Here is a 20,261-nt window from a genome sequence, read left to right on the forward strand (position 1 = left end):
TTTCCTTTGCCGTTGCGGTGGATGACTTCACCTTGCGTATCCGGCCGGGCACCTGCTGGTTTTCGGTCAAAAACGGCACGGAAGCGCCCGGAGGCGTCTACTGTCCGGTGCGGACAGACATCGGCGGCGGAACCCCTGGACACCGCCGCGGCGACGGAGGGAACGCCATGGCGCGCAGACAAGCCGACCGGCCGGAGACGCCGGGCCTTCGCAAGCGCCGCCTGGGCGTCGTCGCGGTCGTCGTGCCGCTCGTCGTCCTCCTCGCGGCCGCCGTCACCGTCGCCCAGGACGTCGTCGCCGACGACCCGAACTTCCGTCGCATGGCCGTCACCAGCGACGGCGCCGTGTTCGACATCCTCGGCCAGCTCGAACCGCTCGGCACCGGCGGCCTCGCCGGAGAGGTCGACCTCGCCCGCCACCCCGGCGAGACCGCGATCACCACCGCGAACCTCGTGCTCGGCACCAAGGACGACGAGACCGGCCCGTTCGGCAAGGCCGCCGTCTCGATCCGCTCCCTCAACTCCACGACCTACGAGTACAACCCCGACGCCGAGTCCATCGTGTTCACCTCCGGCCTCGAGTTCGAGGTCGAGCACGTCCCCGGCATGGCAGGCAACGGCCAGCCGCTCTACCTCTACACGGGCCCCGTCCGTCTGCTGCCGGACGAACCCGTCGCCGACCCGGCGTTCCCGCCGCTCGACCGCACGTTCAGCCTGCCGAGCCCGGTCATGGTGTGGGAGGGCGCGAACGGCGTCACCGGCGCCGAGTCCATCGGCATGCTCAACGACTTCCACCTGACCGTCGGCCACCCCGCCTAGCAAGGAGCGCACCATGCCCGCCAGCACACGACGACTGCTCGCAGTGACCGTCTCGGTCGGACTGACCGCGCTCATGGCCGCCCTCCCGACCCACGCGCAGGAGGTCCCGCCGAGCGGGCCGGTCCTCGAGTACGCCTCCTCCACGTGCACGGCCGCGGGCGACCGGGAGGTCGAGTTCGCGCTGCGCAACTACGGGGACGCCGCGCACGTCGTGGCCTCCGTCCAGATCCAGACCGGACCCGACTCGAACCCCTGGAAGACCGCCGACCTCGCCGGGACGCTCCGCAAAGGCACCGCGCTGGCCGGGCACCAGACGCTCACCGGCACCGCCGTCCTGCCCGTCGGCACCGAACGGCGCGTCGCCCTCAAGGCCCGCCTCGCCCCCGGAGGCAAGGTCCTGGCGCGCGCGGTCGACCTGAGCCGGTGCGAACCGGCCGTCCCGGACGAGGAGCTCGAACAGCCCGGCCGGGTCTGGGGCCCCTACGGCGCCAAGCGGACCATCCCCACGCACGCCTCCCCGGCGGGCGGCCAGACCACGCACCCGAGCGTCGTGAAGATCCCCGGCGGCTGGAACGGCTACGAGTACTGGATGGCCCACACCCCCTACCCGGGCAGCAACGACGCCTGGGAGGACCCGAACATCGCCGCGTCCCACAACGGCGTCAACTGGGAGGTGCCCGCCGGGCTCACCAACCCGATCGACGACCAGCCCGGATCGCCCGGCCCGTACAACTCCGACACCGACCTGCAGATGGGCCCCAACGACACCATGTACCTGTTCTGGCGCGTCGTCATCCCCGACCTCGCCCAGGAGCGCATCAAGTACTCGACCTCGACCGACGGCGTGCACTGGTCCGCGCCCGCCGAGGCCATGCGCAGCTCCATGAGCGTGCGCCGGCCCCTGTCGCCCGCGTTCATCTACGAGAACGGCCGCTGGTACATGTGGGCGGTCGACATGGTCCGCTCGCCCAACCGGATCGTCTACTTCGTCGGCGGCGCGACCCCCGCGAAGGCCAACTGGTCGGCCGGCGTGTACGCGACCCTCGGGCCGATGCAGAACAACAAGGAGCCCTGGCACCTCTCGATCGTCAAGGACGGCAACGAGTACATCGGACTGCTCAACGACACCGTCACCGGCGCGAGCGGACGCGAAGGCGACCTGCTGTTCATTGCCGGGTCGACGCCGACGAACTTCGCGTCGTTCCCGATGTCGGCCATCCCGCGGCTCAAACCCGGGCAGCACGACCGCCTCTACCGCGCCACCTTGTATGCCGACACCGAGTACGGCAAGCCCGGCTACCGGGTCTGGTACTCGGCGCGGATCGCGCTCAACCCGGACGTGTGGAACGTCCAGCAGACCTTCCTGCACGGCGCCGACGTCCACGGCTCGCCCTGAACCCTGGCAGTACACACAGGATCAGATGAGAGTTTTCCCAGGTTAGCGCGGCCGCTTTCTGGCTATGTTGAACGCATGAACGACACAGGGGCCGCGGGGAACGCGGTGGAAGGGCGGCGCCGGATCTGGGTGCCGCTCGCCGTCGTCGGGGTGCTGGCCGCCCTGATCACCGCCGAGGCGGTCTTCGCCGCCTCGCAGCCCGACGGCGTGGAGGTCGTGCCCGACACGGTGATCGCGTTCGGGCCCGACCAGCGGGCCACGGTGCAGGTCGGCGACGGCTGGGTCCTCGACAGCGCCGCGAGCGACATCAACTCCCGCATCGTGCTCGTGCGCGGCGACACGGTCGTCGAACTGTCCACAGTGACCTTCCCGGAGGGGACGTCGCCGGGCGAGATGTGGAACGGCTTCGACCGGCTCCTCGACATCCAACGCGGCCAAGGGACCGAAGTCTGGCTCGACAGCCCCACCGAGTACGAGAACACCGCAGGCCTCGCCGGACTCGAAGGGAAACTCCAGGTCGGCAGCCGCGTCGGCGAGGCCTACGTCCTCCCCGACGACGAAGGCGCGACGGCCGTCGAAGCCCAGGTCCTCGCCCCGTCCCACGCGTCCGACGAGGACCGCGCGGCCGCCGCCGCGCTCATCGACACCATCGCGATCGAGGAGGCGTCATGACCGTCTACGCGCACACGACCGTGCCGCGCCCGGCCAACGTCCGGGTCCGCACGCTCGCGTTCTGGACCCTCATCGCCCTGTCCGCCTTCGGACTCTGGACCCTCCGCAAGGACTTCCTGCCCGTCGCGCTGGCGTTCCCCGGCAGCATGGGACTCGACCTCGTGGTGCTCGCCGCGGGCGTCGCGTTCGCCGTGTGGGTCTCGCGGCGGTTCCTGCGGCCCGTGCAGGGCCCGCCGTGGTCGGGGACGTGGCTGGCGCTCATGTGGGGCGCGTTCGGCGCGTGCGGGCTCGCGCTGGTCATGAACGGCCTGCTCCTGGCCGCCTGGTCGAAGGCGCTCGGGCTGGAGGCGGCGGGGCAGTGGGCCGCGGCCCTGACCGCGCCGCTCAACGAGGAAGCCGTGAAGGCCGCGGGCGTGGTGCTGCTCGCGTGCGTCTCGACGCGGCTCGTGCGCAGCGCCGCCGACGGGTTCGTGTACGGCGCGCTCGTCGGGTTCGGCTTCCAGGTCATGGAGAACTTCACCTACGGGCTCAACGCGATCGGCATGGCTGGCGGGGTCGACCCGGTCGGGGCCACCGGGCAGGTGCTGTGGATCCGCATCCTGCTCACCGGGATCGGCTCGCACTGGACGATGACCGCCGTCGCGGGCGCGGGCATCGGGTACCTCGTGAGCGCGCCGGGCCGGGTGACGGCGCGGCGGATCTGGGTCGCGGCCGGGTGCTTCGCGCTCGCCATGGGGATGCACTTCCTGTTCGACAGCCCGTTCTTCAGCGGGCTCGCGGGCGCGATCGGGAAGCCGCTGGTGAACTTCGCGATCCTCGTCGTCGTGTACATCGCGGTGCGGCGCGGGTTCCGGGCCCGCTGGGACGCGGTCGCCGCCGAGGAGGTGCAGGCCGGGAGCCTCGCCGCCGTCGAGGCCGCGAGCCTGTCGCGGCGCCGCGACAGGAGGAAGTACCTGCGCAGCTTCGGGCCGGTGCGGGTCGCCCAGGAACGCCTGCAGCAGCTGCAGCTGGACCTCGTCGAGGAACGCGTGCCCGAGCGCCTCGACCCGGCCGACGCGCAGCCCTGGCGGGACGCCGTCACGGCCGCGCGGCAGGGCCTGCTCGTGGACCGGTCGCCGGGAGTGCTCTAGACGGCAGCGGCCTACTGGTGGAAGACGACCTCGGCCGCATCGAGGTTCACCGAACCCGGGCACAGGAACGAGCCGCCGACCTTCCTCGCGCCGATCGGCCCGCCCCGGTAGCCGCGGCCCGCGCCCTCCCGCGTGAGCGTCACCCGCTCCGACTCGTACGTGCAGGTCACGCCGAGCTTGGTCGCGGCGATGCGCACGTCCTCGGCGGTCGCGGTGCCCTTCGCGTCGTCGAAGGCGAACGCGGTGTCGGCGCTGAAATCGAGCACAGTGCTGCCGCTGCAGTCGAAGTCGACCGCGGCGGCGTCGATCGCCACCGTGCTCGGCGGCGCGGCCCCGACCTCGACGCGCTCGACCGCGCAGCGGCTGTCGCCCTCGGACAGCACGATGTCCACATAGTTCGGGGCAGGCTCGGTCGACGCGGCGACCGAAGCCGTGGTGCAGAGCAGGAGCGCCGCCGCGGCGGCGACGAGCGTGGCAGGACGGTGCACAGATCCGCTAGACGACACTGGTCCGGGCCTTTCTCGCGCGCGGCGCATCACCATGGCCGCGTACCGGATCGAACGATCTGGACGTTAGCCGAGCCGAATCCCGTATGCGGCGTTTTCACACGTTTACGAGGGTCGGATCGGCGATACTTTCGTATCGGCCCCGACCCTGCGGGGACGCCTTCCGTATCGAATCGCGCCACAGCGCTCATCCCTTGGGCTCGATCTCCGTAGAACCGTTTGAGCAGCTCAGACCCCGTGGATACAGTGAAACCGTCTTGATCCGACCGAAAGGCGGCGACCCCGATGCCCACTGACGACACCCGCACCGGCGACACCACCACCGTCGCCGACGCCCCCTGGGTCGGCCCGGCCTTCCTCATCGGCCTCCCACTCGCCGGCGCCGCGCTCGGATGGGGCCTCACCTTCATCGTCGAATGGATCGTCGGCCTCTCCTGGTTCCCGTTCCAAGGCCTGTTCGAGCTCTTCACCGACCTCTCCGCGACACTCCAGCTCATCGTCGCCCTCGCCGCCGGACTCGTCCTCGGGCTCTTCATCGCCTTCTTCGTCCTCCACGAGATGCTCACCGTCACCATCGGCCGCGACCGCATCGGGCTCAAACGCGGCGACTACGAGCGCGAAGCCCACCGCACCGACATCGCAGCCGTCTTCGTGCAGGACAAGCGGATCGTCGTCCTCGGCCACCGCCGCCAAGAACTCGCCAACGCCGAATTCGACCTCGACCGCGACGCCCTCGCCGCCGCCCTCCGCAAGCACGGCTACCGCTGGCTCCCCGACGGCGACCCCTACGCCGCCGACTTCAAACGCTGGGTCCCCGGCGCCGACGGCCTCCCGGACGGCGCGAACGCCGTACTCAAGGCCCGGCAGCAGGCCCTCGAGAAGTCCAACGGCAGTGACCTGCGCGAACTCCTCGACGAACTCGCCGCCCTCGGCGTCGTCGTCCACGACCGCGACAAGAAGCAGTACTGGCGCCTCGCCGACCCCGCCTGAACCCAGTCGCACAACCCCGTCACCGTGCGGATGCGCCGCACGGCCCCGGCGCGCACGATAGGTGCGACCGCACCGACCCAGGGGGAGAACCATGACCGCGCCGCTGCTCTTCGGCCTGGCGATCCTGCTCGCCGCCATCGTGCCCGGACCCGACTTCGCGATGGTCGTGCGCAACACCGTGCTCTCAGGGCGCGTGAGCGGGATGTGGACCGCCGTCGGGATCGGCCTCGGCATCGTCGTGTGGGTCGTCGCCACCTCGATCGGGCTCGCCGCGCTCCTGGCCGCCTCGGCGCTGGCGTTCACGGTGGTCAAGCTCGCGGGCGCGGCGTACCTGGTCTACCTGGGCGTGAAGTCGATCCGCGCCGCGGTCAAGGAGCGGCGGCGGCCCGTCGCCGCGATCGAGCTCGACCGGCCGATGAGCCACTGGGCGGCGTTCCGCTCAGGCCTGATGTGCAACCTGCTCAACCCGAAGGCGGTCGTCCTGTTCACGGCGCTCATGCCGCAGTTCCTCGTGGGCGGCGGCTCGCAGGCCGTGCTGATCGGCGAGCTCGCGGCCGTCGGGATGGCCGTATGCGGACTGTTCTACATCGGACTGGCGAACCTCATCGGGCTCTTCCGGGCCGTGCTCGAGCGCCCGCGCGTGCGCGCCTGGCTCAACGGGGTCACCGGGGCGGTCATGGTCGCCCTCGGACTCCGCGTCGCCGCCAACTGAACCCGCGAGTAGCGCCCCCGCGCGGCGGGGTTCGCGGGGCATGAGGTGAGATAGCAGCGCGGCGGCCAGCCGACCGACCCTTCGCGCTTGCGGGAGTGCCGACGGGACGGCAGACCGGCCGCCGTTTCCGCGCCCCCTTACGGGATAGCGTTTTCAGTCCTGTTCCTGCACAATGAGCTCCATGACAACTTGGGAATTCGAAGCCGAGATCGAGTCGTACTACGAACGCGGCGAGGAGGGCGCGCGACTGACGCGCAGCCCGCGCGGGCGCCTGGAGTTCGCCCGCATGCAGGACCTGCTGCGCCGCAAGCTCCCCGGCGGCTCCCTCGACGTGCTCGACGTGGGCGGCGCGACCGGCATCCACTCCCAGTGGCTCGCCGAGGACGGCCACCGCGTGACCCTCATCGACCCCGTCGCGAGCCAGGTCGCGGTCGCCGCGGAACTGCCCGGCGTCACCGCCGTCGTCGGCGACGCGCGCGAACTGCCCTGGGGCGACGCGACTTTCGACGCCGTGCTCCTCATGGGCCCGCTCTACCACCTGACCGACCGCGCACACCGGGTGCAGGCCATCGCCGAGGCGAAGCGGTGCGCGCGTCCCGGCGGCGTCGTCGCGGCCGTCACGATCAACCGCACCTCGGGCTGGTGCGACTGGCTCCTCTCGCAGTCCAACGACATCGACCGGAAGATCAGCGCCGAGGACAGCCTCCGCATCCTCGGCGACGGCGAACTGCGCTTCTCCGACCAGGACATGTTCACTACCGCCTACCTGGCGCACCCTGGCGAGGTCTTCGAGGAGTTCGCCGACGCGGGCCTCAAGGCCCCCGCGCAGTACGCCGTGCAGGGCTTCCCCGGGTACATCCCCGAGCTGGAGCGGCTCATCGACGAGCCCGAGGCGCGCAGGCACCTCATGGACGGCCTGCGCGTGATCGAGGCCGAGCCCTCGCTGCTGGGCGCGAGCAACCACCTGCTGACCGTCGCGCAGGTCCCGTCTTAGACGAGGCCCGCGCGAAGCGGTTCGGGCGCCCCGGGTTTGGGAAGGCCCTTGCCTTCGACCTGGGGCGCGATTAGTCTCCCGGACATGTGGAACCGCAGCTTTCTCATCCTCCACGGCGTGGAGAACCGCAGGCCCGAAGGCCACTGGCAGCACGAGCTCGCCATGGACCTGCGCGAGCGGGGCGAACAGGTCTTCTACCCGCAGCTGCCCGACACCGACCGCCCCTCGCTCGCCGACTGGACCGACGCGATCCGGTCGGAGCTGGCGCTCATGCGAGGGGAGAAGGTCGTGGTCTGCCACAGCCTCGCCAGCGTCGCGTGGATGCACCTCGCGGCCGCCGACGCCGCCTCGGCGAACCCGCTCTCGGCCGACCGGGTGCTGTTCGTGAGCCCGCCCGGGCCGAAGGCGTTCGACTGGGACGTCATCGCCGGGTTCACCACGACCGGCCTCCACCTCGAGGGCCTGCGCCTCGCCAAGAACGCGGTGCGCCTGGCCTGCTCGGACGCGGACCCGTACTGCGTCGAGGACGCCGCCGAGCACTACGGGCGGCCGCTGGGCTGCGAGGTCGACGTGATCGCGGGCGGCGGCCACATCTCCCTGGACGACGGCTACGGCCGCTGGCCTTCGGCGCTGGCGTGGAGCCTGGACGGGTCGGAACGCTTGACGCCCAACAGGTAGGCGGCGCTGACGGGGCGAGGCGCGGTTGCGCCGCGGGCGGCCATAGGGCATGCCCCTTCCCACCCGCATCCACCTCCGACCACCATGTGAAATAAGGACACCCTCCCACAAGGGTCCGACATCGCCTTGAACGCGAACTTTATTCGCGCCCGCTCTGTGTCCGGCTCGGCCCTTCACAGCGGGCCCCTGCGGTGCCAGACTGGGACCGATCGGGCCGGTCCGTCCCCGCGACCCCGTGCGGGCCTTCGGATCGGCGCTCCGGGAGGCCCTCATGCGCTGGATTCGGATCGCCGTCGTCGGCGTCTTCGTGCTTGCCGCCGCGTCGGCGGCGCTCGCCGGGAGCCTCGCGAGCCCTCGCGGCGACACCGATCCTGCCGCCGTCTCCGACCCGCCCGACCTGACCGCGACCGCCGAGATCCGCCGCATGTTCATGAAGCCCGGCCAGGTCGCGATCGCCGTGACCAACCACGGCGACGCGCCCGTCCGCGTCATCGGCGTCGAGCTCGTCACGGAGTCGTTCGCGCCCTTGGGGATCCAGGAGTTCGACGTCGAGGTCCCGCCGAGCGTCAACGCCCGCGACATGATCACCAAGTACGGCGAGGCCCGCTGCCCCGACGGTGCCGCCACCACCGCCGAACCGGCCTCCGTGAACCTCCGCGTCGCCACCGAGGACCAGGCCGAACACACCGTGACCCTGGAATTGTCGTACCCGAACGGCACACTTGACCGATTGGTCCGGGAAGCGTGCGCGGCGCAGGCGGTGGCCGCGTCCGCCCGCATCGAACTGGGGGAGCTGACCGCAGCCGCGGACGGCACCCTGGAAGGGAGGCTGAACGTCACGCCGCTGGGAGACGCGGTGCTCGACGTGACCGACGTGCGCGGGAGCGTCCTCTTCGAGATCCACCCCGGCGCGTCCGAACCCGAAGGCGGCGGCGTGTCTGTACCGCTCGTGTTCGACGCCCACCGCTGTGACGGCCACGTCGTGGGGGACGCGAAGCACCCGTTCGGGTTCACCGCGTGGATCGTCATCGACGGGTCCGAACCGGTCGCCTCGCCGCTCGAGGTGCCGGAGGCCCAGCGTGAGGCCCTGTGGGCGATGCTCGACGCCCGCTGCGCGGGGCAGGAGTGAGCGCCTGAACCGTTCCAATCGCTGGAACTGGGGGAGGCGGACGTGGCACATCGGACGTACGCTGGAAGACGTGGGTGATCACACCGATACTTCCGGTAACGAGGCGCACCAGTTGCGCACCCGCCTCGTGGGGAGCCTGCGGTCGCGCGGCGTGATCCGGACCGGGGCCGTCGAGACGGCGATGCTCGCCGTGCCGAGGCACCGCTTCGTGCCCGAAGCGCCGCTGCGCATCGCCTACGCCGACGACGTGTACGTCACCAAGCGCAACAGCGACGGCGAGCCCGTCAGCTCCGCCTCGCAGCCCGCGATCGTCGCCGAGATGCTGGAGCAGCTCGACGTCCAGCCCGGCCACCGCGTGCTCGAGATCGGCGCAGGCACCGGCTACAACGCCGCGCTCCTGGACGTGCTCGTCGGCCCCGAAGGCGCGGTGACCACAGTCGACATCGACGCCGACACGGCCGGGCGCGCCCGCAAGGCCCTCGACGACGTCGGGTCCGACCGCGTGCGGGTCGTGCAGGGCGACGGCGAGCTCGGGTTCATCGACGGCGCCCCGTACGACCGCATCATCGCCACGGTCGGCACCTGGGACCTGCCTCCGGCCTGGTGGGACCAGCTCGCCGAAGGCGGCAGGCTCGTCGCGCCCCTGAGCATCCGCGGCTGCGAGCACTCGGTCGCCTTCGACTACGCGGACGGCGTGATGCGCAGCCGCTCCGTCGTCGGCTGCGGGTTCATGCCGATGCGCGGCCTCGGCAGCCAGGAGGACCAGACCGTCGAGCTCTCCGAGGGCCGCATCATGACCTTCCACGTCGAACGGCAGGTCGAGGCCGACGGCGTGCGCGGCGTCCTCGACGGGCGCGGCACCACGGTGTGGACTCCGGTGCAGCTCAAGGTGAACGACGACGCGACGCAGCTGTCCCTGTGGCTGGCCTGCGCGTTCGCCGGGTACGGGCGGATGAGCGCGCCCTTCGGCGACCACGGCCTCCAGCGCCTCCTCCTGCGCTGGGCGAACCCGGCTGTCGTCGAAGGCGAGGACTTCGCCTACCTGGTGTGCCGCAGGACGGGCGGCGGCAACGAGATCGGCGTGCGCGGCCATGGGCCGGGCGGCGCGGCGCTCGCCGTGCGCGTCGCCGACCAGGTCCGCGTCTGGGACCGCGAGTGCCGCGACGGCGTGAGCCTCCAGATCACCGCCTACCGCAGGGGAACCGGACCCGACGCCGAACCGCGTTTCACCGTCCCCAAGCGCCACACCCGCCTCGCCATCGAAGTCGCCGCCGCGAACGGTGTCGCCTGACTCCGCGTCGCGGCCGCCGGGCACCTGCTCACCGCAAGTGTCCCGCCTCCCTCCAGGCGGTCCGGGGCGTCCCGTCACCCTCGCCTTCCCGCCCTTAACGATTCGAACTAGGGTGGGAGGGTCGTCGCCCGGCGACCGTGCGCCCGCCCCCTGGCGTCCCCTCGAGTCCGGGTGACCCCGTGTAGCGCATTCGCTGCGAATGGTCGCAGTGGACGCAATGCAGTAATAGTGGCTGACGCCCCGGAAAACTCCCGGCCCCACTCGCCTCCGCCCCGAGTCGGCCGGTCGAAAGCCGTTCCCAGAAAGGACGCCCCCGATGTCCGAGCCGACGTTCAAACAGCGGGCACGCTATTGGTTCGACAACACCATGTCGAAGGGCACGAAAGCGCTCATTGGTTGGCTGACCGTAATCACGTTGGTGCTCACCGCGATAGGTGCGCTGTTCCTCGTCATCGTCAAGGAGGGCGATGGCTTCGGCGGTACATTGTGGAAGTCGTTCATCCACATCCTCGACGCCGGGACCATCACCGGCGACGATGCGAGCGGCCCCGGCATGGTCGTCATGTTCATCACTACCATCGGCGGTCTGGTGATCCTGTCGTCACTCGTCGGTGTGCTGACGACCGGTCTCGACGCGAAACTCGAGGACCTCCGCAAAGGCCGTTCGCTCGTCGTTGAGAAAGATCACACCGTCATTCTGGGGTGGTCCGATCAGGTCTTCATCGTCATCTCGGAATTGGTGGAGGCCAACGAAAGCGAGAAACGCGCCGTCATCGCGATCCTCGCCGACCGCGACAAAGTGGAGATGGAGGACGAGATCCGCACGAAGATCGCGGACCTCAAGTCCACGCACGTCGTCTGCCGCACCGGCGACCCCGCCGACCCCGACAGCATCGGCCTCGTCAACCCCGGCCAGGCCAAGAGCGTCATCATCCTGACCTCCGCCGAGGAGGACCCCGACGCGCAGCTCGTGCGCTCGCTGCTCGCCGTCACCCAGGGCGGCAACGGCATCAAGTGCCACGTCGTGGGCGCGGTGGCCGAAGGCCGCAACCTCCCGGCCGCGCGCCTCGCCGGGGGCCGCGCGGCGCACATCGTCGACGCCAACGACCTCATGGCCCGCCTCATGGTGCAGACCTGCCGCCAGTCGGGCCTGTCCGTGGTCTACACCGACCTGCTCGACTTCGGCGGCGACGAGATCTACATGGTCGAGGAGCCCGGCCTGTTCGGCCGCCCGCTCAGCCAGGCCCTGCACTCCTACCGCACGTCGTCGTTCATCGGCGTGCTCACCAAGGAGGGCCGCTGCATCATCAACCCGCCGTCCTCGGCTGCGCTGCAGCCGGGCGACAAGCTCATCCTCGTCGCGGCCGACGACTCCGCGATCCAGCTCGACGGCTCGCGCCCGGTGATCGACGAGAGCGTCATCGTCGCCCGCGCGGAGGCCGCGAACCGGGCCGAGCGCACCCTCATCCTCGGCTGGAACGCCATGTCGCGCACCATCCTCGAGCAGCTCGACCAGTACGTCGCGCCCGGCTCGGTCACCGACGTCGTCTCCGACCACCCCGACGCGCCCGAGGCGATCCGCAAGATCGGCCCGACCATGCGCGTCCAGGGCCTCAACTTCAAGGAGGACGACACGACCGACCGGCTCCTCCTCGAATCGCTCAACCCGGGCTCGTACAACCACATCATCGCCCTGTGCTCGGACGACGTGGCCCCGCAGCTCGCCGACTCGAAGACGCTCGTGACGCTGCTGCACCTGCGCGACATGGCCCAGCGCAGCAACTCCCGCTTCAAGGTCGTCTCCGAGATGGCCGACGACCGCAACCGCACGCTCGCGCAGGTCACGCAGGCCGACGACTTCATCGTCAGCGACAAGCTCATCAGCCTCCTGCTCACGCAGACCGCCGAGAACCCGCACCTGTCGCAGGTCTTCGGGCAGCTGTTCAGCCCCGACGGTTCGGAGATCTACCTCAAGCCCGCCGAGCACTACGTGCGCACGGGCGTGCCGGTCAACTTCTACACCGTCGCCGAGTCGGCGCGCCGCCGCGGCGAGACCGCCATCGGGTACCGCGTCGCCGCCCAGGCGAAGCAGGAGCCGAGCTACGGCGTGCACCTGAACCCGGACAAGGGCATGCAGTTCATGCTGCAGCCGGGCGACAAGATCATCGTCCTCGCCGAGGACTGAACCCGTACGCCTGCCGGTGGCGGCGGCCGTCACGCACGGTCGCCGTCACCCGGCAGGCTTACGACTTTGGTCATAGGACTTCTCAGACTTTCGGCAGAGGTCGGCGTCGTACCGCCCGGGTAACTTCGATGGAGACCGCAGCACCCAGCGGAGGAAACCGAACATGACCGACACCACCACACCCACCCCCGAGGCGGCCGAGGCGCCGCCCGCGAGGGCACCGATCACCCGATTGTGGGCCTACGCCCGCCAGCACCTGCGCCTCCTGATCATCGGCGGCGCGCTCTCCTTCGCCGGAGGCATCGTCGGCCTCGTCCAGCCGCTCATCGCCATGGACGTCATCGACACCCTCTCGGCGAACGAATCCCTCACCCGGCCGCTGCTCTACCTCGGCGCGGTCGTCATCGTCGGCGGCGCGCTCGGCGCCCTCGGCCCGTACCTGATGCAGATCGCCGGGCAGGACGTCGTCCTCACCGTGCGCAAGCAGCTCATCGACCGGCTTGTGCGCCTCGAAGTCGCCGAGGTCGACCGCCTGAAACCCGGCGACCTCGTCTCGCGGCTCAGCTCGGACACGAACCTCCTGCGCACCGTCGCCAGCACCACCGTCATCGGCGGCGTCACCGACGCCTTCATGATCCTCGGCGGCATCGCCCTCATGGCCTGGCTCGACCTCGTCCTGTTCGGCACCACCATGGCCATGGTCGCGTTCGTCACGGTCACGATGCTGTTCATCATGCCGCGCATCCAGAACGCCACGGTCGCCTCGCAGAAGGCCCTGGGCGACATGGGTTCGCTGCTGGAGCGCGTCTTCAGCGCCTTCCGCACCGTCAAGGCCTCCAGCGCCGAGGCCCACGAGATCGACCGCCTCAACGCCGCGGCCACCACCGCCCGCGACACGGGCGTCAAGGCCTCGTTCTGGGAGGGCCTGGCGGGCGTGCTCGCGTTCCTGCCGGTGAACATCGCGTTCCTCATGGTCCTCGGCGTGGGCGGCGCGCGCGTCGCCGACGGGGCCATGCCGGTCGGCACCCTCATCGGGTTCCTGCTGCTGCTGTTCTACATGATGGGCCCGATCAGCGGCCTCGTCGCGTCGCTCTCGCAGCTCCAGACCGGCCTGGCCGCGATCCACCGCGTCGAGGAGGTCGCGAACCTCGAGGCGGAGGACTCCTCCTCCGAGAGCGCGCTCCCCGATGCGGCGCGCGCCCCGGCCGGGTCCGGTCCCGCGCAGGTCGTGTTCGAGGACGTCACCTTCCGGTACGCCGAGGACCTTCCCTATGTCCACCACGGGGTCTCGTTCGCGTCGAGCGGGCGCGGCCTGACCGCGCTCGTCGGCCCCTCGGGCGCGGGCAAGACCACGGTGTTCTCGCTCATCGAGCGGTTCTACCCGGCCACCACCGGCTCAGTGCGAGTCGACGGCGTCGACGTCGCGGACTGGCCGCTGGCGGAGCTGCGCGGCCTCATCGGCTACGTCGAGCAGGACGCTCCTGTCCTGGACGGCACCCTCCGCGAGAACCTGGTGATGGCCGCGCCGAACGCGACCGACGCCGACCTCGACGAGGTCGTGCAGGTCGCGCGGCTGACCGAACTGGTCGAGAAGCTGCCCGACGGGCTCGACTCGCGCATCGGCTACCGGGGCACGACCCTCTCGGGCGGCGAGCGCCAGCGCGTCGCCATCGCACGGGCGCTGCTGCGCAAGCCGCGCCTGCTGCTGCTCGACGAGGCCACGTCCCAGCTCGACGCCACGAACGAGGCCGCGCTCAAGCAGGTGATGCTGGATGCGGCCGAACGCACGAACGTCCTGGTCGTCGCCCACCGCCTCTCGACGGTGACGAGTGCCGACCAGATCGTGGTGTTCGACGCCGGTCTCGTGCGCGCGGTCGGCACCCACGCCGAGCTCGTGGAGAAGGACGACCTGTACCGCGACCTGGCGGCCTCGCAGCTGCTCACGGCCGCATAGCAAGAGGCGCACCGGTGCGGCGGCGGCACGAGAGCCGCCGCCGCACCGGGGGCATCCGAACCGAAAGCACCCGGACCAGGTAGCCGGCGGGCACGGCCGATCAGCGACAGGGACTCGTCGCCGCAACAGTGGCGCAGCAGCGGTGCCTGCCCGCCGCGGTGGGTCAGTGCGTGCGGGGTCCCGTCCAACTCGGACGACGATCGCCGGTCTGGGCGTTTCGTCTGGGGCCGGCCGTCGGCGGCGGTTCACCCCTGCGGTCAGGACCTGCTGGGGGCGTTGGCGAGTGCTTTGCGGATGCCGTTGCACAGCTCGGTGTAGTACTCGTCGACGTAGTGGTACGGGCCCAGTCCCCAGCGGTGCTCGGGGTCGGCGACGCGGAGTTCGGCGTTCACCTCGACCGGCGGGAGGGCGCGGTCGCCGAGGGCCGCTTCGAGGATGCCGTAGGCGCGTTCGAGCCAGAGGTTGTTGCGACGGGTCCGGCGCAAGTCGCTCACGGGTTCGCCCGTCGTGTCGAGGGCGGCCCAGTACGCGCGGTGGACGAGCACCGGCACCTGCGGGAGCCGCGCCGCGAGTGCTGTTGCGGCCGTTGCGAACGGCCCATCAGCTGCGAGCTCGTCGTCGTTGGGCGACGGCGTCGACCCGGGGCGCTCGGCCAGTCCGGCCTGGCGGAAGTACATCGTCGAGGTCACCAGGCCCGAGCCGGTGTCCAGGAGCGGCCAGCGCTCGTCGATGAGGTCGATGACGATCGGGTGGTCGATCCGGGCGAGCGGGTCGAGGGCCGTCTTGCGGTGGTCTTCGACGATGGTGCGGCGCTGGAAGGCCGAGTCGAGCTTGATCGCGTCGGGGTCGATCGGGCTCGGCGTGGACACGAGGCTCTGGACGCGGGTGCGCGAGACGAAGTGGACGGGCGGGGGCAGCGGGTCGCTTCCCAGATCGGTGGCGTCGCGGGTGACGCAGCAGCCGATCAGCGAATAGGTCGGGTGAACAGGGCCCATGGGCGGACGCTCCGATCCGGTGGCGGCGATGGCACGAAAATGGCCAGTATGCAGGACCTTCGCGGCGAACGGAAGGGACAGGCGCGCCCGTTCCTGTTGTTCCGCCGCAGTCAATCCGCGCGCAACCTCCCGCCCGCCCGGACGCAACCAAAAGACATTCGAAGGCTTCGATGCTTGACGTTCGGGCGCGAGTGCGCCAAGATAGCTTAGAAAACGGTTCCTATCAATATATGGATCGTTTGGGGGAGGTCCAGCCTCCCCTGCCTTCCAACTGGAATCCCGATCTAGAAACCGATACCTGCGGGCTCGCGACCCCGGGTACCGGCTCGTGACACCCCCTGCCGCGAACGGATCGGGCCGGGCGGACCAGCCGGGAGGCCATCGCCTCGGTGACCGTACCGATGGTCTTGGTGGTGAATGCCGGGGTGGCCACCACCGCCGGGCGACGGCCTCCCGTGCGGACCCCCGCGCTGCCGCGCGACCGCCTCAGCGGCCCGCCCAGCGGCGTGTCGAGCCCCGCCGAATGCCGGATTTCTGACATCGTTCAGGCCTCGTTCACGTTCGCGCCGAACGCGTGACGACCGCGGCCGCTTGACTGAAGGCCCACCCCCGACGGAGTCCAGTGCCGCAAGGCCGTTCCCCACGAAAGGACCTTCATGTCCCTCAAGAGCGTGCTCCTGCGCGGCGCGGCCGTGCTCACCGCAGCCGGAGCCCTCGCCGGCCTCGCCGCCGCCCCGGCCGCCGCCAAGCCCCACCACCACGACGAACCCCTCGTGATCGCCCACCGCGGCGCCAGCGGCTACCTCCCCGAGCACACGCTCGAGGCCTACGCGCTCGCCGTCGAGATGGGCGCCGACGTCATCGAACCCGACCTCGTGCTCACCAAGGACGGCGAACTCCTCGCCCGCCACGAGCCCGTCCTCGACGAGACCACCGACGTCGCCGCGCACCCCGAATTCGCGAACCGCAAGACCACCAAGCTCATCGACGGCAAGCCCGTCACCGGCTTCTTCGCCGACGACTTCACCCTCGCCGAGCTCAAGACCCTCCGCGCCGAAGAGCGCCTGCCCGCCCTGCGCCCCGGCAGCGCCGAGCACGACGGCGAGTTCGAGCTGGTCACCTACGACGAGGTCCTCGACTACGTGGCCACACTCGACCGCAAGGTGATCACCTACCCGGAGATGAAGCACCCGTCCTACTACGAGGACAAGGGCATGAGCATCGAGGACGCGCTGGCCGACCTGCTGGAGGAGCGCAAGCTCGACCGGAAGCGCTCGCCGGTGTGGATCCAGTCGTTCGAGTACGAGAGCCTGCTCAACATCGATGAGCGCGTCGACAACCGGATCGGCCTGAACATCGACGGCCAGGGTGCCATCCCGGACGCGCAGCTCGACGAGTACGCCGAGACGCTGGACACGGTGAGCCTCAACAAGAACCGGATCTTCCCGCGTGCGGCCGACGGTTCGATCTCCGAGCCGACCGACATCGTCGAGCGCGCGCACGAGCGGGGCCTGGACGTGCACGTCTGGACCTTCCGCGCCGAGAACAGCTTCCTGCCGGCGAACCTGCGCGAGGGAGCCGACCCGGCCGCGTGGGGCGACTACGAGGCCGAGTTCGAGCTGTTCTACGACCTCGGCGTCGACGCGGTCTTCAGCGACTTCCCGGACCTGGCGATCGCCGCGCGCGACTGCTAGACCCGGACCGACCGAGGATTCACACCGAGAGACGAAGGGCCGCCCTGCCGTCGGGGCGGCCCTTCGTCGTGCCACCCCGAGATTTTATTGAAAATCATTGTCATTACGATGAGGGCATGGCAGTTCCGAAACGGCGCCTTTCGCGCTCGAACACCCGTAAGCGCCGCTCCCAGTGGAAGGCGAAGGCCCCGGCCGTCCAGGTGTGCCCGTGCCCGCGCCAGGAGATGGTCCGACCGCATCACGTCTGCACGCACTGCGGCCAGTACCGGGGCCGACAGGTCCTCGAGCCGTAGCGGGCCGCGTTTGCCGCCGAACGGGCGGGGATGTCGGTGGCGGATGGGAGGATCGGGCGCATGGCTGAGAACGAGACGGTCGAGCAGGCGATCCCGATCCTCCGGGTGAAGGACGCGGAGGCGGCGCTGTCCTGGTACGCGCGGCTGGGGTTCGCGAAGCAGTGGGAGCACCGGTTCGAGCCGGGGTTCCCGCTGTTCGTTGAAGTCGCGCGGGGGCCGGTGCGGCTCTTCCTGTCCGAGCACGAGGGCGACGCGCGCCCGGACGGCGTGATCTACCTGCGCGTCAGGGATGTCGACGCGATCGCGGCGGAGTTCGGCGCCGCCGTCGAGGAGGCCGAATGGGGCGCAAGGGAGATCGAGCTGCGCGACCCGGACGGCAACCGCCTGAGGATCGGCACCCCGGCGGCCTGAGTGATCAGGCGGCGCGGCCGCCGCTGGCACGGGCGCTGGTGCGGCCGCCGCCGCTGGCGCGGGCCGGGTGTAGGGCGTGCCCCTTCCCACCCGCATCCGCCTCCTACCAACCGAAGAAATGAGACGACTCCCCCACACGGGTCTGACATTCCGGTGTTCCGGCAGGTCGCGGGGTCGGAACTCGGTGCGGTGGCGGGGTCGGAACCCCGTGGGGTGTCGGGGTCGGAACCTCGTGGGGTGGCTGGCTCGTCAGCGGGGGATGGGGAGTTCGAAGTGGACCGTCTGGAACGGTTCGTCGGGGGATTCGGCGCGCATGTCGTTGACGGCGGTGCGCTCGTCGAAGAGTACGGTGCCGCGCTTCGCCCAGAACTCGACCGCGCCGGGCGTGCGGGCGTCGGTGTGGAGGTAGACGCCGGTGTAGCGCTCGCGCCCGGCGATGAACGCCATGCAGGCGTCGACGAGCGCGCCCGCGAGGCCCTGGCGGCGGTGCTCGGGGCGCACGTAGACGCGGTAGAGCGTCGCGGTGTGGCCCTCCTCGAAGCGGTTCGTCACCTCGAGCGGGTGCGGCGGCGAGACCGGGGTCTGGCCGCGCACGCCCGCCGTGGCCGCGACGGCGCCGTCCTTGACCGCGACGAACAGCGTGTTGTCCTCGGGCCCAAGGTAGTACGAGTCGAGATCGATGATGTCGGAGTGCCACTGCGGCAGGTACCCGTGCCCGAAATCCCGGTAGACGGTGTCGAGCATCACGGAGCGGGCCCCGGGCAGGTCGCCGGGCTCGGCCTGGCGCAGAACGTAACCCTCTACACCCCTGGTTCCCGGCGCGACAGCGATATCTGACATGTGTGCCATTATTGCATCCGTTTTGCAATAGGAAACCCTTCGCGATAAGAGACGAGGCTCACTCCATGCCGCTCTCCCGGCGCACGCTCATCTCCACCGCCGCCCCGCTCGGCCTCGGCGGCCTCCTCGCCACCACCGGCTGCTTCTCCTCCGACAGCGGCGAAACCGGCGGCCTCGTCTTCGCCACCGCGCTCACCTCCGCCGCCGGCCTCTCACCCCACTCCGAGGACGCGTTCCTCCTCGCCCGCTGGGCCGTCGCCGAAACCCTCCTCGGCCTCGACGACAACGGCCTGCCCGTCCCGAAACTCGCCCTCGACTGGACCCAGGCCGAAGACGCCGCCTGGGACCTCACCCTCCGCGAAGACGTCCTCTTCCAGGACGGCACCGCCTTCGACGCCGCCGCCGCAGCGGCCGCCCTCAACGCCGCCGCCGGCGCCGCATCCGTGCCGCGCGTCATCGACGGCGTCGGCCTCGCCGCGGCAGCCACCGGCGACCACACCCTCCGCGTCACCACCGCCGCCCCCGACCCCGTACTCCCGCAACGACTCTCCAGCCCCTACCTCGCGATCCTCGCCCCCGACGCCTACACGGGGGAGACCGTCGACCCCGTCGGACACGCGACCGGGCCGTACACCATCGCCGAATCCACCCCCACCGGCGTCACCCTCGAACGCAACGACGACTACTGGGGCGAGCCGGCCGCCATGACCGGCTACCGCTCCGACTACGTGCCCGACGCCGCCACCCGCGTCGCCGCCCTGCGCTCAGGCGAAGCCCACGTCATCGAAGCCGTCCCCTACGCCCAGATCGCCAACCTCGACGCCGCCCAGCTCCAGGACGCCCCCACCGGCCGCACCGTCAGCCTCTACCTCAACACCGCGACCGGCCCCCTCGCCGACATCGCGCTCCGCTCCGCCGTCGCCGCCGCGATCGACACCGCGCCGATCGTCGACGACATCTACGAGGGCCGCGCCGACGCCCCCGAAGGCCTCTTCGGCCCCGCACTCGCCTGGGCCGCAGCGCATCGCGACTACACGCTCCCCGAACCCGGGACCCCCGAAGGCGAACCCCTCCTCATCGCCACCTACTCCAACCGCGCCGAACTCCCCGAAGCGCTCACCGTCCTCGCCGCCCAGCTCGAAGCCGCCGGATTCGCCGTCGAGACCGAAGTGCGCGAATACAACGACATCGAACCCGACATGCTCGCCGGAGACTTCGACGCGTTCCTCATGTCCCGCTCGGTCGTCCAAGACTCAGGCGACGCCTACACCTACCTCCACTCCGACTTCACCAGCGACGGCGGCTTCAACGCCTCCCTCCTCAAAGACACCACAGTGGACGAAGCGATCGCCGCCGTCGCGACCGCCGCCACCCCCGACATGGACCCCGACACCGCCGCCGCAGCCCGCCAGAACGCCGTCCTCGACGCCGAAGCCGCCGTACTCGCCACCGCCGCCGTCATCCCCATCGCCCACGAACGCCTCGTCACCGGCGTCGCGAACGGCGCCGCGAACGTCACCAGCGACCCGCGCGAACGCGAGATCATCACCGCCGCAACCCACATGGAGTAACC

At 70.6% G+C, this 20,261-nt stretch carries 19 protein-coding genes; 16 read left to right on the forward strand and 3 right to left on the reverse strand.

Annotated features, from left to right (window positions below):
- Nucleotides 1-167: 167 nt before the first annotated feature.
- The 4 genes from ACGGCP_RS07110 (at nucleotide 168) to ACGGCP_RS07125 (ending at nucleotide 4,016) form a co-directional block, all read left to right on the forward strand.
- A complete protein-coding gene (locus tag ACGGCP_RS07110) occupies nucleotides 168-818 on the forward strand; it encodes a hypothetical protein (protein ID WP_392962312.1) in 651 nt (216 codons plus the stop codon).
- 13 nt (nucleotides 819-831) lie between these two features.
- Nucleotides 832-2,214: a hypothetical protein gene (locus ACGGCP_RS07115; RefSeq protein WP_392962315.1), complete on the forward strand. Its 1,383-nt coding sequence runs from the start codon at nucleotides 832-834 to the stop codon at nucleotides 2,212-2,214.
- A gap of 75 nt (nucleotides 2,215-2,289) precedes the next feature.
- The gene (locus tag ACGGCP_RS07120; RefSeq protein ID WP_392962317.1) at nucleotides 2,290-2,886 is read left to right on the forward strand and encodes a hypothetical protein; all 597 of its coding nucleotides are present in this window, start codon (nucleotides 2,290-2,292) and stop codon (nucleotides 2,884-2,886) included.
- Entirely contained in the window at nucleotides 2,883-4,016 is a 1,134-nt protein-coding gene (locus tag ACGGCP_RS07125) for a PrsW family intramembrane metalloprotease (RefSeq protein WP_392962320.1), read from the forward strand. The genes ACGGCP_RS07120 and ACGGCP_RS07125 overlap by 4 nt, the downstream gene beginning before the upstream one ends.
- An 11-nt stretch (nucleotides 4,017-4,027) precedes the next feature.
- On the opposite strand, the gene ACGGCP_RS07130 is transcribed toward ACGGCP_RS07125, so the two are convergent.
- Nucleotides 4,028-4,504, reverse strand: a complete 477-nt coding sequence (locus ACGGCP_RS07130) for a hypothetical protein (protein WP_392962323.1) — start codon at nucleotides 4,502-4,504, stop codon at nucleotides 4,028-4,030.
- Nucleotides 4,505-4,807: 303 nt separating this feature from the next.
- Here ACGGCP_RS07130 and ACGGCP_RS07135 point away from each other — a divergent pair, with 303 nt between their 5' ends.
- The 8 genes from ACGGCP_RS07135 (at nucleotide 4,808) to ACGGCP_RS07170 (ending at nucleotide 14,455) form a co-directional block, all read left to right on the forward strand.
- Nucleotides 4,808-5,512, forward strand: a complete 705-nt coding sequence (locus tag ACGGCP_RS07135; RefSeq protein ID WP_392962325.1) for a hypothetical protein — start codon at nucleotides 4,808-4,810, stop codon at nucleotides 5,510-5,512.
- Between the two features lie 91 nt (nucleotides 5,513-5,603).
- The gene (locus ACGGCP_RS07140) at nucleotides 5,604-6,224 is read left to right on the forward strand and encodes a LysE family translocator (RefSeq protein WP_392962328.1); all 621 of its coding nucleotides are present in this window, start codon (nucleotides 5,604-5,606) and stop codon (nucleotides 6,222-6,224) included.
- A gap of 181 nt (nucleotides 6,225-6,405) precedes the next feature.
- Complete coding sequence (locus tag ACGGCP_RS07145; RefSeq protein ID WP_392962331.1) at nucleotides 6,406-7,218, forward strand: class I SAM-dependent methyltransferase; 813 nt, start codon at nucleotides 6,406-6,408, stop codon at nucleotides 7,216-7,218.
- An 84-nt stretch (nucleotides 7,219-7,302) separates the two neighbouring features.
- Complete coding sequence (locus tag ACGGCP_RS07150; protein ID WP_392962334.1) at nucleotides 7,303-7,896, forward strand: RBBP9/YdeN family alpha/beta hydrolase; 594 nt, start codon at nucleotides 7,303-7,305, stop codon at nucleotides 7,894-7,896.
- 271 nt (nucleotides 7,897-8,167) lie between these two features.
- Entirely contained in the window at nucleotides 8,168-9,025 is an 858-nt protein-coding gene (locus ACGGCP_RS07155) for a hypothetical protein (protein ID WP_392962336.1), read from the forward strand.
- Nucleotides 9,026-9,095: 70 nt separating this feature from the next.
- Entirely contained in the window at nucleotides 9,096-10,316 is a 1,221-nt protein-coding gene (gene fxlM, locus ACGGCP_RS07160; RefSeq protein ID WP_392962339.1) for a methyltransferase, FxLD system, read from the forward strand.
- A gap of 316 nt (nucleotides 10,317-10,632) precedes the next feature.
- Complete coding sequence (locus ACGGCP_RS07165) at nucleotides 10,633-12,501, forward strand: potassium transporter TrkA (RefSeq protein ID WP_392962342.1); 1,869 nt, start codon at nucleotides 10,633-10,635, stop codon at nucleotides 12,499-12,501.
- A gap of 163 nt (nucleotides 12,502-12,664) precedes the next feature.
- Nucleotides 12,665-14,455, forward strand: coding sequence for an ABC transporter ATP-binding protein (locus ACGGCP_RS07170; RefSeq protein WP_392962344.1), 1,791 nt, complete (start codon nucleotides 12,665-12,667; stop codon nucleotides 14,453-14,455).
- Nucleotides 14,456-14,712: 257 nt separating this feature from the next.
- On the opposite strand, the gene ACGGCP_RS07175 is transcribed toward ACGGCP_RS07170, so the two are convergent.
- Complete coding sequence (locus ACGGCP_RS07175; RefSeq protein ID WP_392962346.1) at nucleotides 14,713-15,450, reverse strand: DUF6270 domain-containing protein; 738 nt, start codon at nucleotides 15,448-15,450, stop codon at nucleotides 14,713-14,715.
- Between the two features lie 656 nt (nucleotides 15,451-16,106).
- Here ACGGCP_RS07175 and ACGGCP_RS07180 point away from each other — a divergent pair.
- From ACGGCP_RS07180 to ACGGCP_RS07190, 3 genes are all read left to right on the forward strand, one after another.
- Nucleotides 16,107-17,144, forward strand: a complete 1,038-nt coding sequence (locus ACGGCP_RS07180) for a glycerophosphodiester phosphodiesterase family protein (RefSeq protein WP_392962349.1) — start codon at nucleotides 16,107-16,109, stop codon at nucleotides 17,142-17,144.
- A gap of 116 nt (nucleotides 17,145-17,260) precedes the next feature.
- Nucleotides 17,261-17,437, forward strand: a complete 177-nt coding sequence (gene rpmF, locus ACGGCP_RS07185) for a 50S ribosomal protein L32 (RefSeq protein WP_392962351.1) — start codon at nucleotides 17,261-17,263, stop codon at nucleotides 17,435-17,437.
- A 60-nt stretch (nucleotides 17,438-17,497) separates the two neighbouring features.
- The gene (locus ACGGCP_RS07190; protein ID WP_392962354.1) at nucleotides 17,498-17,848 is read left to right on the forward strand and encodes a bleomycin resistance protein; all 351 of its coding nucleotides are present in this window, start codon (nucleotides 17,498-17,500) and stop codon (nucleotides 17,846-17,848) included.
- Between the two features lie 249 nt (nucleotides 17,849-18,097).
- Here ACGGCP_RS07190 and ACGGCP_RS07195 read toward each other — a convergent pair whose 3' ends face one another.
- Nucleotides 18,098-18,688, reverse strand: a complete 591-nt coding sequence (locus ACGGCP_RS07195) for a GNAT family N-acetyltransferase (protein ID WP_392962357.1) — start codon at nucleotides 18,686-18,688, stop codon at nucleotides 18,098-18,100.
- A 65-nt stretch (nucleotides 18,689-18,753) separates the two neighbouring features.
- On the opposite strand from ACGGCP_RS07195, the gene ACGGCP_RS07200 reads away from it, so the two are divergent.
- Nucleotides 18,754-20,259: an ABC transporter substrate-binding protein gene (locus ACGGCP_RS07200; RefSeq protein WP_392962360.1), complete on the forward strand. Its 1,506-nt coding sequence runs from the start codon at nucleotides 18,754-18,756 to the stop codon at nucleotides 20,257-20,259.
- Nucleotides 20,260-20,261 lie beyond the last annotated feature (2 nt).

This window comes from Glycomyces sp. NPDC048151 (assembly GCF_043202775.1).
GTDB lineage: Bacteria > Actinomycetota > Actinomycetes > Mycobacteriales > Micromonosporaceae > Glycomyces.